Source organism: Pseudomonas sp. Irchel s3b5, from assembly GCF_900187435.1.
Classification (GTDB): Bacteria; Pseudomonadota; Gammaproteobacteria; order Pseudomonadales; family Pseudomonadaceae; genus Aquipseudomonas.
This window is the reverse complement of the sequence record NZ_FYDY01000029.1, coordinates 1-17,578: the sequence shown is the minus strand read 5'-3', so window position 1 is coordinate 17,578 and position 17,578 is coordinate 1. Positions and strand designations below refer to the sequence as shown.

Sequence of the window (17,578 nt, the reverse complement as noted above, 5' to 3'; positions counted from 1 at the left end):
AAGCCGGCTCCTACAGGGTTGGCGTCGTGCACAACAGTCACGGCGCCCCGCACTTCTGTAGGAGCCGGCTTGCTGGCGATCGAGTGCGCAGCACTCGCCAAGACCTGACCAACTTCAAAGAGGGTGCACTCAATGTCCCAAGTATTCGATTACATCATCATCGGTGCCGGCTCGGCCGGTAACACCCTGGCGACCCGTCTGACTGAAGACGCAGGCGTCACCGTCCTGCTGCTCGAAGCGGGCGGCCCGGACTACCGTTTCGACTTCCGCACGCAAATGCCTGCGGCACTGGCGTTCCCGCTGCAAGGCCGCCGCTACAACTGGGCCTACGAAACCGATGCCGAGCCACACATGGACGGTCGTCGCATGGAATGTGGTCGCGGCAAGGGCCTGGGTGGTTCTTCGCTGATCAACGGCATGTGCTACATCCGCGGCAACGCGATGGACTACGACGGCTGGGCGAAACTGCCAGGCCTGGAAGACTGGACCTACCTCGATTGCCTGCCGTATTTCCGCAAGGCAGAAACCCGCGATATCGGCCCGAACGACTACCACGGTGGTGACGGCCCGGTCAGCGTGACCACGCCGAAGGCCGGCAACAACCCACTGTTCCACGCCATGGTTGAAGCCGGCGTGCAGGCCGGTTACCCGCGCACCGAAGACTTGAACGGCTACCAGCAGGAAGGCTTCGGCCCGATGGACCGCACCGTGACACCGAAAGGTCGTCGTGCTTCCACCGCCCGTGGTTACCTGGACGTCGCCAAGAAACGTTCGACCCTGACCATCGTCACCCACGCCCTGACCGACAAGATCCTGTTCGACGGCAAGCGTGCGGTCGGCGTGCGTTACCTGGTCGGCGACGCTGAAGAGCGCGTTGAAGTCAAAGCGCGCAAGGAAGTGCTGCTGTGCTCCGGCGCCATCGCTTCGCCGCAGATCCTGCAACGCTCCGGCGTCGGCCCGGCCGAACTGCTGAACAAGCTCGACATTCCGGTGGTCCACGACCTGCCCGGCGTCGGTGAAAACCTGCAGGATCACCTTGAGTTGTACCTGCAATACGCGTGCACCCAACCGGTTTCGCTGTACCCGTCGCTGCTCTGGTACAACCAGCCGGCCATCGGTGCCGAGTGGCTGTTCAACGGCACCGGCATCGGCGCCAGCAACCAGTTCGAAGCCGGCGGTTTCATCCGTACCCGCAAAGAATTCGAATGGCCGAACATCCAGTACCACTTCCTGCCGGTCGCGATTAACTACAACGGCAGCAACGGTGTGAAAGAGCACGGCTTCCAGGCGCACATGGGTTCCATGCGTTCGCCAAGCCGCGGGCGCATCCAGGCCAAGTCCAAGGACCCGCGCCAGCACCCGAGCATCCTGTTCAACTACATGGCTACCGAGCAGGACTGGCAGGAATTCCGCGACGGCATCCGCCTGACCCGTGAAATCATGCAGCAGCCGGCACTGGATGCCTTCCGCGGTCGCGAGATCAGCCCGGGCATCGAAGTGCAAACCGACGAGCAACTGGACAAGTTCATCCGCGAGCACGCCGAAACCGCGTTCCATCCGTCCTGCTCGTGCAAGATGGGCACCGACGACATGGCCGTGGTCGATGGCGAAGGTCGCGTGCACGGCATGCAAGGCCTGCGCGTGGTCGATGCCTCGATCATGCCGATCATCACCACCGGCAACCTCAATGCCCCAACGATCATGATGGCCGAGAAAATCGCCGACAAGATCCGTGGCCGCAAACCGTTGCCGCGCAGCACCGCCACTTACTACGTGGCGGGTGAAGCGCCGGTGAAGGGCAAGCCGATGCGTGAAGTGACCCAGATCGCGTAAGGCGCTATACCGCGTCACGGCCAATCGCTGGCAGGCCAGCTCCCACAGGTTTTATGTCGGCCGCAAAATTTGCGTCCAACTTGGTCACTGTGGGAGCTGGCTTGCCAGCGATGAGGCCAGCCATTCAGCACACATCTTGCCGCCAGACTCAGCAACCCACCCCGACCCCATTCCAAACTTGCTCCTCCCCCCGCACAGGCCTAATCTAGCGCCACACAATCGTTTCACCTCTCCCCTCGCTACACCGCTTCGCCGCCACTCCATACCAAGGAGGTTCCCGAATGTTCGATTTCCATCCCCAGCTCAAGCAGCGTTTTGCTGCATTGCGCACGGGGGCCGAGTTCTTTTCCCTGCGTTATGTGCGCGAATCCGGCCAGTACCTGTCGGTGCGCAAGAACGTCGCCGAACCGCCGAGCCTGAGCCGTGACGAAGGGGCGATGCTGACGGTGCGGGTCAATGGGGTCGAAGCCTATGCCGCGACCAACGATCTGTCACAACAAGGCCTGCAAGCGGCACTGGGCCGAGCCGAACAACAAGCTCGCCGACTCAAGCCCCACGCCCTGCTGGACCTGCGCGACCAGGCTGTTTCGAGTGATCGCGCCGACTACTTCTCGCCGAACCTCGACCAGCCCTTTCCGTCCCTGAGCGATTGCTACCAACTGCTCGGCGCCGAGTCCGCCGCCGTGCCCAAGGACGAGCGCCTGGTGAACTGGCAGGTCAGCGTCGGCATCACCCACGTCGAGCAGATCTACTTGAACAGCGCCGGTGCCGAGCTGCGCCAGGCACAACGATTTGTCTACCCAGGCCTGGACGTCACAGCCTACGACGGCAACGACAGCCAGACTCGCAGCCTCGGCCGCGAGAACTTCGGCCAGCAAGGCGGCGCCGATGTCATCAGCCGTTGCGGCCTGATCGGTGCCGGCGCGCAAGTCGCCGATCAGGCACTGCAATTGCTGCTCGCACCCAACACCCCGCAAGGTCCGCGCGACCTGCTGTTGATGCCCGATCAGATGATGTTGCAGATCCACGAGTCCATCGGCCATCCGCTGGAACTGGACCGCATCCTCGGCGACGAGCGCAATTACGCCGGCACCAGCTTCGTCAAAGCCGAGGATTTCGGCAGCCTGCAATACGGTTCCAAACTGCTCAACGTGACCTTCGACCCGGACATCCCCGAACAGCTCGCCAGTTACGGCCATGACGACGACGGCACCGCTGCGAGCAAACAATTCCTGATCCGCGAAGGCCTGTTGCTGCGCCCGTTGGGCGGCGCGCTGTCGCAGTTCCGCGCCGGCATGGATGGCGTCGCCAACAGCCGCGCCTGCGGCTGGAACCGTCCGCCGATCGACCGCATGGCCAACCTCAATATCGAGCCCGGCGATCAGCCGCTGGAACAACTGATCGGCAACATCGAACACGGCATTCTGATGAGCACCAACCGCTCGTGGTCCATCGATGATGCGCGCAACAAATTCCAGTTCGGCTGTGAATGGGGCCAGTTGATCGAGAATGGCGAGCTCAAAGGCGTGGTGAAAAATCCGAATTACCGGGCGATTTCCGCGCAGTTCTGGAAGAGCCTCAGCGCCGTCGGCGATGCCAACACCTTCAAGGTGCTCGGCACCCCGAACTGCGGCAAGGGCGAACCGAATCAGGTGATTCGCGTCGGCCATGCCTCGCCGGCATGCGTGTTCAGCAACGTTGATGTGTTTGGGGGAGATGCCTGATGAGTACATCGAAAGCTCAGGCCGAGTCTTTCAAGACTTTGGTCGCCGGGTTACGCGAAGCGCTGCAAGAGCCGGAACAATTCACCCTCAGCTACGCCGCCGAGTCGTCGGCCTTCGTGCGCTTCAACCACGCCAAGGTCCGTCAGGCCGGACAGGTGCAGCAAGCGAACATCGGCCTGAAACTGATCAACGATGGCCGCCACGCCGACCTGCAAATCACGCTGGCGGGCGACCCGGAAGTTGACCTTCAGCGTCTGCTGGAAGGCGTGCAACAGCTGCGCGAAACCCTGCCGCTGCTGCCTCAGGATCCGTACCTGCTGCTCAACCATAACGGCTGGCAGAGCACGAATGTGCAGGAGCATCCGCTGCCGGATACAGAACAGGTGGTCGCTGAGATTGCCCAGGCCGCCGAAGGTCTGGACCTGGTCGGCTTTTACGCGGCCGGTCCCATCAGTCGTGGTTTTGCCAGTTCTTCAGGCGCGTTCGGTTGGCATCAGGCCAACAGCTTCAATTTCGATTTCAGCCTGTTCCACGCAAACGGCCAGGCAGTAAAAGCGAGCTATGCCGGGCACGACTGGAGCAGTGAAGGGTTTGCCAAACGCTTCCAGCAGGCACGTAAACAACTGGAATATCTGGGTCGCCCATTGCGCACCCTGGCACCGGGTCAGTACCGCGCCTACCTCGCGCCGGCCGCGCTGGAAGAAATCATGGGCATGCTCTGCTGGGGCGGTTTTTCAGCGCAGTCGATTGCCAGCAAAAGCAGCCCGCTGCAGAAGCTCTACGGCGGCGATCAACGCTTCAGCCCGCTGGTCTCGCTGGATGAAAAAGTCAGTGGTTCCTTAAGCCCGGCGTTTTCCGAGGAAGGCTATCCGCGCAGCGATCTTCAGTTGATAGTCGAGGGCAATGCAGGCGCGCAACTGGTCGGTTCACGCAGTGCCGCTGAGTATGGCCTCACGGCCAATGGCGCCGACGGTGGCGAATCACCGAGCGCGTTGAACATGCAGGCCGGGGCATTGCCTGAAGCGGACATCCTCAAACAACTCGGCACCGGCTTGTACATCAGCAACCTGTGGTACCTGAACTTCTCGGATCAACCGGCGGCACGCCTGACTGGCATGACGCGCTTTGCGACGTTCTGGGTCGAGAATGGCGAGATCCAGGCGCCGGTGAGCACCATGCGGTTTGATGACAGTGCGTTCAGCCTGCTGGGTTCGCAACTGGAAGCGCTGACAGAGGAGCGCGAGTTGCTGTTATCGGCCAGTACGTACAGCCAGCGGGCGACAGCTTCTGCGTTGTTGCCGGGGGCCCTTGTCAGCCGATTGACCTTGACCCTGTAACACCGCAATACCCTGTAGGAGCTGGCTTGCCAGCGATCGCGGTCTTTCAGCCGACAACTATGTTGAATTTGACCGCCTCATCGCCGGCAAGCCAGCTCCTACAGTATCGGTGAAACGCTGATATTCCCTGACAAGAGGTCCCATGCCCAACCGCCCGCCTCTCGACGCCGTGACCGCCCGCTGGATACCGTGGGTGGTCGCCATTGCTTTCTTCATGCAGTCCCTCGATGGGACGATCCTCAATACCGCCCTGCCGGCCATGGCCCAGGATCTGGCGGAAGACCCGTTGCGCATGCAAGGCGTGATCATCGCCTACATGCTCACCGTCGCCTTGTTGATCCCCGCGTCGGGCTGGATTGCCGATCGCTTCGGCACCAAGAAAATCTTCTTCAGCGCGATCTTGCTGTTCAGCCTCGGCTCGTTGCTCTGCGCACTGTCGACCACACTGACTCAGTTGATCGGCGCCCGAGTGATTCAAGGCCTGGGCGGTGCCTTGATGCTGCCGGTCGGGCGGCTGGTGGTGCTGCGGGCGTACCCGCGCTCGGAACTGGTGCGGATCATGGGCTTCATCACTATTCCCGGTCTGCTCGGTCCGTTGATCGGCCCGACCCTGGGCGGCTGGATGGTGCAATTCCTGACCTGGCACTGGATCTTCCTGATCAACCTGCCGGTGGGGTTGGTCGGCTGCTACGCCGTGTGGAAATTCATCCCTGACCTGCGCGGCGCTGAACGCACGCGTTTCGATAGCTTGGGATTTGTGCTGTTCGGCGCAGCGATGATTCTGATCACCATCGCCATGGAAGGCCTGGGTGAACTGCACCTGCCGCACTTGCGGGTGATGTTGTTGCTGTTCGGTGGCATGGCGTGCCTCGCCGCGTACTGGCTGCGTGCCGGGCATATCGAAAACCCGCTGTTCGCACCGTCGCTGTTCAAGACCCGGACCTTTGCCGTGGGCATTCTCGGTAACCTGTTCGCCCGCCTCGGCAGTGGCGCCCTGCCTTTTCTGGTGCCATTGTTGCTGCAAGTCGCATTGGGTTATTCGCCGTCCCAGGCCGGGATGAGCATGTTGCCGCTCGCCGCGGCGGCGATGGTTGCCAAGTGGGTGGCACGCCCGCTGATCGAGCGTTTGGGTTACCGCATCGTGCTCACCGGTAACACCCTGGCGCTGGGGATCATGCTCGCGAGCATGGGCCTGGTCAGCGAGCAGACGCCATATTGGCTGCTGTTGTGTCAGCTGGCGGTCCTTGGCGCGATCAACTCTTTGCAGTTCACCGCGATGAACACCGTGACCCTGATCGATCTCGACGACGCCAGCGCCAGCAGCGGCAACAGCCTGCTGTCGGTGGTCGCGCAATTGTCCCTGAGCCTCGGCGTTGCGTGTGCGGGTGCATTGCTCGGTGGTTTCACGGCGGAGATTGGAAGCAGCGGCGTCGAGACGGTGCTCGGTGCGTTCCAGCTGACGTTTGTGACCGTCGGAATCATGGCCATGCTGGCCGCGACGATCTTCTCGCAGCTCTCAAAGGAAGACGGACGGCGCGTCAAACGTCCGGAACAGCACATCGAACCTTAGGGCGAATGGCCACCGGACTGGTACACTGCGCGACATTTTGTTTTGCAGGCCAGTCCCGTGACCACCATCGCCACCGAATTTAATACTTTGCCGCTGTCCGCCGCCATGCTGGCTAACCTCGACTCCCTCGGTTATGCCCAGATGACGCCGATCCAGGCGCAAAGCTTGCCGGTGATCCTCAAGGGGATGGACCTGATCGCCCAGGCCAAGACCGGCAGCGGCAAGACCGCCGCCTTCGGTATCGGCCTGCTGAACCCGATCAATCCGCGCTACTTCGGTTGCCAGGCGTTGATCCTGTGCCCGACCCGTGAGCTGGCTGACCAGGTCGCCAAGGAAATCCGTCGTCTGGCCCGTGCCGAAGACAACATCAAGGTCCTGACCCTGTGTGGCGGCGTGTCCCTCGGCCCGCAGATCGCTTCGCTGGAACACGGCGCGCACATCATCGTCGGCACCCCGGGGCGCATCCAGCAGCACCTGCGCAAGGGTTCGCTGGTCCTTCACGGCCTCAATACCCTGATCCTCGACGAAGCCGACCGCATGCTCGACATGGGTTTCTACGATTCCATCGAAGAAATCATCATGCAGTCCCCGGAGCGTCGTCAGACGTTGCTGTTCTCCGCCACGTACCCGGTGGGCATCAAGCAACTGGCGTCGAAGTTCATGCGCAACCCGCAGCAGGTTAAAGCTGAAGCGTTCCACGACGACACGCAGATCGAGCAGCGCTTCTACGAAATTTCCCCTGACGACCGCATGAGCGCGGTGACCAAGGTCCTGGGTCACTTCCGTCCGGCGTCCTGCGTCGCCTTCTGCTACACCAAGCAGCAAGTGCAGGAAACCGTTGATCACCTGTCCTCCAAAGGCATTTCCGCCGTCGGCCTGCACGGCGATCTGGAACAGCGCGACCGCGATCAGGTGCTGGCAATGTTCGCCAACCGCAGTACTTCGGTATTGGTTGCCACCGACGTTGCTGCCCGTGGTCTGGACATCGATTCCCTGGACATGGTGATCAACGTCGAGCTGGCCCGTGATTCGGAAATCCACATCCACCGCGTCGGCCGTACCGGTCGTGCCGGTGAGAAAGGCCTTGCGATCAGCCTGGTCGCGCCGTCGGAAGCGCAGCGTGCGCAGGCCATCGAACTGTTGCAAAAAACGCCATTGACCTGGGATCAGGTGGACAACCTCGTCTCCCAGGGCGGCGGTCCGCTGCTGCCGCAGATGAGCACCCTGTGCATTGGCGCCGGCCGTAAAGACAAGGTTCGCCCAGGTGACATCCTTGGCGCCCTGACCGGTGACGCCGGCATCCCCGGTGCCCAGGTCGGCAAGATCGCGATCTTCGACTTCCAGGCTTACGTGGCCGTGGATCGCAGCGTCGCCAAGCAGGCCCTGCAGCGTTTGAACGACGGCAAGATCAAGGGCCGTTCGTTGCGCGTTCGCATCCTCTGATTGATTCACTGTAGGAGCCTGCTTGCTGGCAATGAACGATGACGCGGTCGACCCGATGGACCGCAGCGTCTGCAGCGCCAGCAAGCCGGCTCCTACAGGTTTTGCGTTGGATTAAAAAATTGTGAGGACACCGTTTTGCGCTCTACCGAAGTCGTGATCATTGGCGCTGGCGCCGCAGGGTTGATGTGTGCGCTGACCGCCGCCGGGCGCGGGCGCAAGGTGTTGTTGCTCGACCATGCCAACAAGGCCGGCAAGAAAATCCTGATGTCGGGCGGTGGCCGCTGCAATTTCACCAACATGTACACCGAACCGAGCAATTTCCTTTCGCAAAACGCGCACTTCTGCAAATCTGCCCTGGCCCGCTATACCCAGTGGGATTTCATCGGCATGGTGGCCAAGCACGGCGTGCCGTACCACGAGAAAAAACTCGGCCAGTTGTTCTGCGATAACAAATCCAGCGACATCCTGGAAATGCTGCTCAACGAGTGCGACCAGGTTGGCGTCAGCCTGCACCTGGACACGTCGATCCAGACCATCGAGAAGCTTGAAAAAGGCTACTTGCTGGATACAACGCTTGGCCAAGTGACGTGCGAATCCCTGGTGATCGCCACTGGCGGTCTGTCGATCCCGACCCTGGGCGCCACCGGTTTTGGTTATCAAGTGGCCAAGCAGTTCGGTCACGAGCTACTACCGACCCGCGCCGGCCTGGTGCCGTTTACCATCACCGATCAGCTCAAGGAACTGTGCACCGAGCTGTCGGGTACGTCGGTCGATTGCCTGGTGAGCTGCAACGAGCAGAGTTTCCGCGAGAACATCCTGTTCACCCACCGCGGCCTCAGCGGCCCGGCGATTTTGCAGATTTCTTCGTTCTGGGAATCCGGTGACACGGTCGAGATCAACCTGATGCCTGATCACGACGTGCCGGGCTGGCTGCAACAACAGCAAGCTGAACGCCCCAACAGCGAGCTGAAAACCCTGCTCGGTGAAATCTTCACCAAGAAGATGGCCAACTTGCTGGCGGACAACTGGTTCGTCTCCAAACCGATGAAGCAGTACACCCACGCCGAAATGGCCGCCATCGCTGAAAAACTGGCGAGCTGGAAAGTCGTGCCCGCCGGCACTGAAGGCTATCGCACGGCCGAGGTGACCCTTGGCGGCGTCAACACCAATGAAGTGTCGTCCAAGACCATGGAATCGCTGAAAAGCCCAGACCTGTACTTCATCGGCGAAGTGCTCGACGTGACCGGGCATTTAGGCGGATTCAATTTCCAGTGGGCCTGGGCCTCGGGCTACGCGGCTGCGCAATACGTCTGACACCCAAAGCCCTGTAGGAGCTGGCTTGCCAGCGATGCGGACAACACGGTCTACCAGGCAGACCGCGTGACCATTCATCGCCAGCAAGCCGCCCCTACAAATGCCGCGTGTCACAGGGAAGGAACAGATTTTGCTGTCTGATGTGATCGACGCCATTGCGTCGGCGTCATTAGTGGCTCAATTTAGCGTCATTGCCTCGGAAGGCCTTCGCACTTCATGTCATCGACTTCGTTCCGTCAGTCTCTGCGGCGCCTGTGGGCGCTGGATAAATTCAGCTACAGCGTGCGGGTGTTCATTGCCCTGACCGGCACCATGGCGCTGTGTTGGTATCAGGATGAAATGGGGCTGCTGATTCCCTTGTTCCTGGGGATTATCGCCAGCGCCCTGGCCGAAACCGACGACAGTTGGCAGGGCCGTCTCAACGCGCTGGCGGTGACGCTGGTGTGTTTTGCCGTTGCCGCCCTGTCCGTCGAACTGCTCTTCCCCTACCCCTATCTCTTCGTCATCGCTTTCGCCCTCGCCGCGTTCTGCCTGACCATGCTCGGCGCGCTGGGCGAACGCTATGGCGCGATTGCCTCAGCGACGCTGATTCTGTCGGTCTACACCATGATCGGTGTGGACCAGCGCGGTGGCGCGGTCACCGACTTCTGGCACGAACCGGTGTTGCTGGTGGCCGGCGCGGCCTGGTACGGCTTGCTGTCGGTGTTGTGGCAGGCGCTGTTTTCCAATCAACCGGTGCAGCAGAGCCTGGCGCGGTTGTTCCGGGAGCTGGGGTTTTACCTGAAGCTGAAATCGTCGCTGCTTGAACCCATTCGCCAGTTGGACGTCGAGGCGCGTCGCCTGGAGTTGGCCCAGCAGAACGGGCGCGTCGTTGCCGCATTGAACGCGGCCAAGGAAATTATCCTGCACCGGGTCGGCAACGGTCGTCCGGGCTCGAAAGTCAGTCGCTACCTGAAGCTGTATTTCCTCGCCCAGGACATCCACGAGCGCGCCAGTTCCTCGCACTACCCCTATAACGCGCTGGCGGAAGCGTTTTTCCACAGTGACGTGCTGTTCCGCTGTCAGCGCCTGCTGCGCCAGCAAGGCAAGGCCTGCCGGGCCCTGGCCGAATCGATCCAGATGCGCCAGCCGTTCACCTACGACGCCAGCTTCGCCGAAGCCTTGAGCGATCTTGATGCTTCTCTCGAACACCTGCGCGTCCAGAGCAACCCGGCCTGGCGCGGCTTGCTGCGCTCGTTGCGGGCGCTGGCGGCCAACCTTGGCACTCTCGACCGGTTGCTCAGCGACGCCAGCAACCCCGACGCCCTGGCCGATGCCACTGACAGCAGCCTGCTCGATCGCTCGCCACGCAGCCTCAAGGACGTATGGCTGCGGTTACGCACACAGCTGACGCCGACTTCCCTGCTGTTCCGTCATGCCCTGCGATTGCCCCTGGCCTTGTGCATCGGCTACGCCATGGTGCATTTGATCCACCCGTCCCAAGGTTACTGGATCATTCTGACGACGCTGTTTGTCTGCCAGCCGAATTACGGCGCGACCCGCCGCAAACTCGGTCAACGGATCGTCGGCACCGCCATCGGCCTGACCCTGGCCTGGGCGCTGTTCGACCTGTTCCCCAATCCGCTGATCCAGTCGTGCTTCGCCATTGCCGCCGGCGTGGTGTTCTTTACCAACCGCACCACCCGCTACACCTTGGCGACAGCAGCGATCACCTTGATGGTGCTGTTCTGCTTCAATCAGGTCGGCGATGGTTACGGGCTGTTCCTGCCACGATTGTTCGATACCTTGCTTGGCAGCCTGATCGCCGGGCTGGCGGTGTTCCTGTTCCTGCCGGACTGGCAGGGTCGACGCCTGAACAAGGTGCTGGCCAATACGTTGTCCTGCAACAGCATTTACTTGCGCCAGATCATGCAGCAATACGCTGATGGCAAAAGTGACGACCTGGCCTATCGCCTAGCCCGCCGCAACGCGCACAACGCCGACGCCGCGCTGTCGACCACCCTGGCCAACATGCTGATGGAGCCGGGGCATTTCCGTAAGGAGGCGGACGTGGGTTTCCGTTTCCTGGTGCTGTCACACACGCTGCTCAGTTACCTCTCAGGCCTGGGCGCGCATCGGGAAACCCCGCTGCCGGCGGACGTGCGCGAGCACTTGATCGAAGGCGCTGGCGCGAAGCTGGCCGCCAGCATCGACGAGATCGCCCAAGGGTTGGCGAGCAAATCCTCGGTGGCGATTCAGAGTGATGAAGAGGAAGCGCTGGCCGACATGCTTGAGCAGATGCCGGATGAGATCGATGAAGGCCAGCGTTTGGTGCAGACGCAATTGGCGTTGATCTGTCGGCAGCTTGGGCCGCTGCGGACATTGGCGGCGCACCTGATCAAGGACAGCCGTGAGGGTTGAGATTTTCGCTGTCCGGACCGACGCAATCGCTGGCAAGCCAGCTCCCACAGGGTTATCTGGTGGTCACACGTTTTGCGTTCGCCCACTGTGGGAGTGGGCTTGCCCGCGATGAGGCCGGCAAAAACAACATGGATTCTGGACCCGCCTACTCACATTCCATGCTGCCTCATCAATTTGGCATAACTCCCGTCCGCCTTCATCGCCGCGATCTCCCGCTCAAAACCGGCGACAATTTGCTTGTGCCTGGGGTTCTTCAGGCTGACCAGGATGTGCAGGCTGTTCTCACTCAGAGGCCTCGGCAGAAACTCAACCGCGTTACGCACACTGGGCGCTTCACGGGCCAGGTAGTAGCGCGCGACGTATTCGTCTTCAAGGGTCAACTTGACCCGATCGGCAGCGAGCATGCGCACCGCCATGGCGAAGCTGTGCACCGGGACTTTCTGCAGGGATTCGTCTTTATCGAACGCCGGTGAATAGGCATAACCGCGCACGATCGCAATCGGGTAAGTGTGCAGTTGCTGCAAACTGTTGTACTCGATCGGCGCGTCTTTGCGCTTGAGAAAGCGCACGCGGTTGAGCAGGTACTCGCTGGAAAACTGACCCAGCTTTTTGCGCTCGTCGTTGTACCAGGCGTTGACGAGCACGTCGTATCGCCCTTCGCCCAATCCCATCAGCGCCCGGGCCCAAGGCACCTGCTCAAATTCACTGGCATAACCGGCCCTGGCCAATGCAGTGCTGACAATATCCGTGGCCAAGCCACCATTGACGAGCGTGGCATCGGTAAAAGGTGGCCAGGCATCAGCAACCAGGCGCAGCTTTTCTGCTGCCACCCCCTGAGCCAGCAACAGCAATCCAGTCAAGGCAAAGGCTCGATGCAATCGCGGCATGCTAGAAAGTCCTTAGCGGGCGGTCAGCCCTTCTTGTTTTCAGCCAAAACCCCAAGGCTCGTCTTGCAAACCTTGGCTCATGGGAACCACTGCACAGCGCTGCATTGCAGATTACACAAAGACGACAAGGCCGCGAGAATCGAATGATGGCATTTTGGCCTTTGTTACAGATTCCTCCGCCATAAAGACTTCTGGCGCGAGTGCGCTTAGTATCGGAGCGACGTTTTCAGGGAATCAAAACATGACAGTCGATTGGATCTGCAAGCATCACAGCGACCTGGGCAAAGAACAGCTCTATGCCATTTTGAAGCTGCGCGCCGAGGTGTTCATCGTCGAGCAGCAATGCGCTTATCAAGACGTGGATGGCCAGGACCTGGAAGGTGACACCTGCCACTTGATGGCCTGGGACGGCAATCAACTGGTAGCTTATCTGCGGCTGCTCGACCCGGAACTGCAAGGCGGGGACGTGGTGATTGGCCGAGTGATCATCGCCCCGCACGCACGTGGCGCCGGGCTTGGACACACGTTGATGGACCAGGCGCTGGAGCAGATTGAAGAACGCTGGCCGCAAACGCCGATTTACCTCTCGGCCCAGACGCATTTGCAGGGGTATTACGGGCGGTACGGGTTTGTCGTGACAGGTGAGGAGTTTGTCGAGGATGGCATTCCACACATTGGAATGCGCCGTCCCTGACGGCCCCATCGCTGGCAGGCCAGCTCCCGCAGGGTACCGATTGGATTGAGTAATTTTGATCCAAACGCGATTACTGTAGGAGCGAGCTTGCTCGCGATGGCGTCAGCTCAGGCAACGCAAACCTCAGGGATACTCCAACACCGCCTTGATCTGCCGCAGATTACGCTCGATCCAACCGCGATCAATCGCCCCCCACTCGCGAATCCGATAACGCCCCGCATGGTTGCGTGCACCTTCTTCCTGCTCGAATTCGCAGACGATATCCAGATCCGCCAACGCCGCGATGGTGTCCTGAGCCGTGCGCCGGGGCATGCCGGTAGTCTCGGTCAGGGCCGGGACGCTGCTGGCCAGCCCGCTGTCGATCAGGTACGCCACGTACAAGCGGCGATAGAAGCTGCTTTTGGTCTTGCTCACGTCCATCCAATACTCCTTAAAAGATCGCAGCCTGCGGCAGCGCCTACAGATCCCGCCACGTCAGGTAGACCCGCACATCAAATTCGACCTGGTGATACCCCGGCAGCATGTGTTCGCACAGTTTGTAGAACGCCTTGTTGTGGTCCGATTCCTTGAAGTGCGCCAGCTCATGCACGACGATCATTTTCAGGAACTCGGACGGTGCTTCCTTGAACAACGAAGCGATGCGGATTTCCTTCTTGGCCTTGAGCTTGCCGCCCTGCACCCGGGAAATCGTGGTATGCAGGCCCAACGCGCGGTGAGTCAGGTCCAGACGATTGTCGAACAGCACTTTGTCGATAGACGGGGCATTTCGCAGGTATTCCTGCTTGAGGTCCAGCGCATAGGTGTACAGCGCCTTGTCGCTCTGCACCCCGTGCTTTTCCGGGTAACGCTGGGTCAGGTAATCGCCCAGCCGACCGTCGGCGATCAGCTGTCGCACCTGGTCCTGCAAGTTGGCGGGATAAGCCTGGAGGTATTTCAACGCGGTCATCGGGGCGGCAATACAGGTCACTAAAAGGTCGCCAGTGTAGCGAATTCAGCGGGTCAGCGCGCTCCAGTCGAAGGGCTGTACAAACTCACCGGCGTCTTCAGACGTCATCGGCCGCGCCACCAGAAACCCTTGTACATACTCGCAGCCATTGGCTTGCAGCCACTCATATTGCGCGACCGTTTCCACCCCTTCGGCAATCACCAGCATGCCGAACTGTTTGCACAGGTCGATCACACTGCGCACCAGTGCCGCGTCTCGAACGGAATCCGGCAGCCGGGCGATCAAGTGACGGTCGAGCTTGAGGGTGTCCAGTTCCAGGTCGCGCAGATGCGACAGCGAGCAATGTCCGCAGCCGAAATCATCCAGCGCCACACGCACCCCCAGGTTGCGCAGCAGACGCAGTTGTTTACGCGTCTCTTCAGGGTTGTGCATCAAGGCTTCTTCCGTGACCTCGAGCTCCAGATGACGCGCCTGCAAGCCATGGCGCTCAAGCACCTGGCGCAATTCAGTGGCCAGATTGGGCATGCCGAACTGCGTGCAGCTCAAACTGACGCCCACGACCAGGTCTTCGGTAAACAGTGTTTCCCAGGCTTTACGCTGGCCTGCGCTGCAATGGTAAATCCAGCTGCCCAGACGACTGATCAGCCGCGCTTCTTCCAGCAAAGGTAAAAACAGACCCGGCGGCACATCGCCGACGCTCGGGTGCTGCCAGCGCAGCAAGGCCTCGAACCCGCGAATCCGCCCGTCGACAATCGACACCTGAGGTTGATACACCAAGTTGAAATCACGGTTCTCGATGGCGGTGCGCACGCTGTCTTCAAGCATCAGCCGCGAGCGTGCCCGCCCGTTCATGTCATGATCGTAGAAACGATATTGCTGACGCCCGGCGCGCTTGGCTTCATACATGGCGATGTCAGCCGCCCGCAGCAGACCATCCAGGTTGGCACCGCAATCGGGGAACGTAGCGATACCGATGCTGGCCCCCAAGGCCATGTCCAGACCATCGATCTGCTGACAGATCGACACCCGCTCGATGAGTTTTTCGGCAATCTTGGCCGCTTGCTCGGGGAACTCCAGATCCAGCAGCGCGGTGAACTCATCACCCCCCATGCGGGCCAGAATGTCGAAGGGCCGCAAGCAGGATTTCAACTGTTCGGACACCCAACGCAACACACGGTCACCGGCATCGTGCCCCAGGGAATCGTTGACGCGCTTGAAGCCGTCGAGGTCCAGATACAGCAGCACCCAGGCACTCCCGGAACGCTCGCCCCGCAGCAGCAGGTTTTCCGCTGTCTGGTAAAAACCCCGGCGATTGAGCAAACCGGTCAGCGGGTCGGTGACCGCCTGAAACTCCAGTTGCTGATGCAGATGACGCACCACCGACATGTCCAGCACGGTCACCACCATCGCATGTTGCTCAGAGGGCAAAGGCGCGCAGGACAACGCCACCGGCACTTGCTGACCTGGCGCCGTGCGCAATACGGCGTCGTGCAGACGCAGGGTCTCACGACGTTTGTAACCGGCGAAAAACTCGGAATCGGCCCAGATTGGAAAATGCGGTTTTTGCAGGTAGTCGAGAAACTCTTTGCCTTGCAGCTCCTGCACCGTCGCGTTGAGCAGCCGCGACATGGCCGGGTTGGCGAAGCGAATGACCCCGTCCTCACCCAACACCAGGATCCCTTCGGCGGTGTTATCCAGCACCGAAGCATTGAAGGCGCGTGCGCTCTCCAGATCGTGGCTCAGACGCTGCAGTTGTCGGCGATTGCGCTGATGTTCGAGCAGCGCCTGGACCTTGGGTTTGAGGATCTGCGGATCGAAGGGTTTGAACAGGTAATCCACGGCACCACTGGCGTAACCCTTGATTACCGCATCCGGCGACTGCTCATTGGCGGTCAGGAAGATGATCGGTGTGAGACGGGTTCGCTGGCTGCCGCGCATCAGGCGGGCCACTTCAAATCCGTCCATGCCCGGCATCTGCACGTCCAGCAGCACCAGGTCGACATCATGCTCAAGCAACAAGCCGAGCGCCTCGAAACCCGAGGCGGCGGTAATGACCTGCCAGTCCTGACGCTGCAACAACGCGCGCATGCTGATCAGGTTTTCAGGGTAGTCGTCGACAATCAGTAACGTTGAGTTGCCTTCGACGGACGTGGGTTGCGCGCATTCCATGCTGCTTCTCTTTGTGCGAGGCCAGGCCGGCTTCTCGTGAAAACCGGACAAATACTAAGCCATTACTCTAGACCTGGATCCAAAAAAGCAGAAGCCATCAGAGCGCCATCACCTAACCAAAGGGTTAACTCGCCGACTAACGGTCACCTCTACAGCCCGCTAAAACCGGGAAGGATGGCACTTCGACAGGATGTTGGCGCCAACGAACCGCCAGACGGGCGTTAACAAAACACCCCTCTGCGCTTATAAAGACCGCCCCAAAAGGTGCGGGCTAGAGCTTCTGGCACGCCCGTGCAGCACGACCAAAATGGAAGAACCTACATGATCGATCTCGCAACCTGGAACCTAAGCGTCCCCGTTGGCAGCCCGCCGTACACAGTAGAAACCTCCAAACTGGTAGACGGCTTCAAGGATCAGTACTTCCATTCCGATACCGGCACATTGTTTTTCTGGACGCCGGTGACCGGCTCACGAACCGAAAATGCTATTTATCCCCGCACAGAACTGCGTGAAACCTACAGCAACGGCACCCTGCGCAACTGGTACTACCCCGACGCCGACAACACCTTGCGCGCCACCCTGGCAGTGAACCAGGTGCCGAGTTCGGGGAAGATTGTCATCGGCCAGATCCATGCCTATCAAAGTCAAAAACCCATGGTGAAGGTGGAGTACCAGTACAAAACCGACACCGAGACAGGCAACATCGTCGCCAAAGTGCGCATGCACCCCTATGACGACACAGGACGGGTAATCACCATCGCCACCGGCGTCAAACTCGACCGCGAATTTTCCTACCTCATTCACCTCAGCCCCGGCGGCGCATTGGGCATCAGCGCGGCGGGCTACACGTGGGACACCAACATCAGCACGACCTGGCGCGAGAAACCGCTGTACTTCAAGGCCGGGGTCTATGTGCAGGACAACACCGGGTACACCAGCGAAGGCGGGAAGGTGACGTTCAGCAAGCTGGATATTGATCACGACAAGTAACGCCGAACACTCAGTGGCGAGGGAGCTTGCTCCCGTCGGGTCGCGAAGCGTCCCAAAAAAGAAGGACCGCTGCGCAGTCCAGCGGGAGCAAGCTCCCTCGCCACAAAGTCGATTCATCGCCCACAAAAAACCCGCCTTTCGGCGTAATGCTGTTCACTTAAGCATTTGAGCTCGCGCAGGGCTTCCTAGAAAATCCGATGCCAGACCTCTGGCATCGGATTTTTTATGTCTGTTCAACAAGACCTGCTCGACCTCGGCGACCTTTTCAACT

13 protein-coding genes are annotated in these 17,578 nt (G+C 60.5%); 9 read left to right on the top strand and 4 right to left on the bottom strand.

All coding sequences use genetic code 11. The features are described 5' to 3' along the window. Nucleotides 1-132 precede the first annotated feature (132 nt). The 7 genes from betA (at nt 133) to yccS (ending at nt 11,621) form a co-directional block, all read left to right on the top strand. Nucleotides 133-1,833: a choline dehydrogenase gene (betA, locus tag CKW15_RS23220; protein WP_095057460.1), complete on the top strand. Its 1,701-nt coding sequence runs from the start codon at nt 133-135 to the stop codon at nt 1,831-1,833. A 281-nt stretch (nt 1,834-2,114) separates the two neighbouring features. After that, complete coding sequence (locus CKW15_RS23215; RefSeq protein WP_095057459.1) at nt 2,115-3,557, top strand: TldD/PmbA family protein; 1,443 nt, start codon at nt 2,115-2,117, stop codon at nt 3,555-3,557. After that, a complete protein-coding gene (locus CKW15_RS23210) occupies nt 3,557-4,894 on the top strand; it encodes a TldD/PmbA family protein (protein ID WP_095057458.1) in 1,338 nt (445 codons plus the stop codon). Before CKW15_RS23215 ends, CKW15_RS23210 begins: the two co-directional genes overlap by 1 nt. Before the next feature lie 142 nt (nt 4,895-5,036). Further along, nucleotides 5,037-6,464, top strand: coding sequence for a multidrug transporter subunit MdtD (gene mdtD / locus CKW15_RS23205; RefSeq protein ID WP_095057457.1), 1,428 nt, complete (start codon nt 5,037-5,039; stop codon nt 6,462-6,464). Between the two features lie 105 nt (nt 6,465-6,569). After that, nucleotides 6,570-7,907, top strand: coding sequence for an ATP-dependent RNA helicase DbpA (gene dbpA, locus CKW15_RS23200; protein ID WP_256580310.1), 1,338 nt, complete (start codon nt 6,570-6,572; stop codon nt 7,905-7,907). A 135-nt stretch (nt 7,908-8,042) separates the two neighbouring features. Then, a complete protein-coding gene (locus CKW15_RS23195; RefSeq protein WP_095057455.1) occupies nt 8,043-9,221 on the top strand; it encodes an NAD(P)/FAD-dependent oxidoreductase in 1,179 nt (392 codons plus the stop codon). A 216-nt stretch (nt 9,222-9,437) separates the two neighbouring features. After that, nucleotides 9,438-11,621 (top strand): YccS family putative transporter, encoded by a 2,184-nt coding sequence (yccS, locus tag CKW15_RS23190; protein ID WP_095057454.1) that lies wholly within the window; start codon nt 9,438-9,440, stop codon nt 11,619-11,621. A gap of 149 nt (nt 11,622-11,770) precedes the next feature. Here yccS and CKW15_RS23185 read toward each other — a convergent pair whose 3' ends face one another. Next, the gene (locus CKW15_RS23185) at nt 11,771-12,508 is read right to left on the bottom strand and encodes an ABC transporter substrate-binding protein (protein ID WP_095057453.1); all 738 of its coding nucleotides are present in this window, start codon (nt 12,506-12,508) and stop codon (nt 11,771-11,773) included. Between the two features lie 241 nt (nt 12,509-12,749). Here CKW15_RS23185 and CKW15_RS23180 point away from each other — a divergent pair, with 241 nt between their 5' ends. Continuing rightward, on the top strand, nt 12,750-13,202 hold the full coding sequence (locus CKW15_RS23180; RefSeq protein ID WP_095057452.1) for a GNAT family N-acetyltransferase: 453 nt from the start codon (nt 12,750-12,752) through the stop codon (nt 13,200-13,202). A 123-nt stretch (nt 13,203-13,325) separates the two neighbouring features. Here CKW15_RS23180 and CKW15_RS23175 read toward each other — a convergent pair whose 3' ends face one another. The 3 genes from CKW15_RS23175 to CKW15_RS23165 are packed head-to-tail and all read right to left on the bottom strand — an operon-like array spanning nt 13,326 to nt 16,317. Next, nucleotides 13,326-13,622, bottom strand: coding sequence for a helix-turn-helix domain-containing protein (locus tag CKW15_RS23175; protein ID WP_095057451.1), 297 nt, complete (start codon nt 13,620-13,622; stop codon nt 13,326-13,328). A gap of 37 nt (nt 13,623-13,659) precedes the next feature. After that, complete coding sequence (locus CKW15_RS23170) at nt 13,660-14,148, bottom strand: M48 family metallopeptidase (protein WP_095057450.1); 489 nt, start codon at nt 14,146-14,148, stop codon at nt 13,660-13,662. Nucleotides 14,149-14,193: 45 nt separating this feature from the next. Beyond that, nucleotides 14,194-16,317, bottom strand: coding sequence for a bifunctional diguanylate cyclase/phosphodiesterase (locus tag CKW15_RS23165; protein ID WP_095057449.1), 2,124 nt, complete (start codon nt 16,315-16,317; stop codon nt 14,194-14,196). 321 nt (nt 16,318-16,638) lie between these two features. Here CKW15_RS23165 and CKW15_RS23160 point away from each other — a divergent pair, with 321 nt between their 5' ends. Continuing rightward, nucleotides 16,639-17,307: a polysaccharide lyase family 7 protein gene (locus CKW15_RS23160; protein ID WP_095057448.1), complete on the top strand. Its 669-nt coding sequence runs from the start codon at nt 16,639-16,641 to the stop codon at nt 17,305-17,307. The last annotated feature ends 271 nt before the right edge of the window (nt 17,308-17,578 follow it).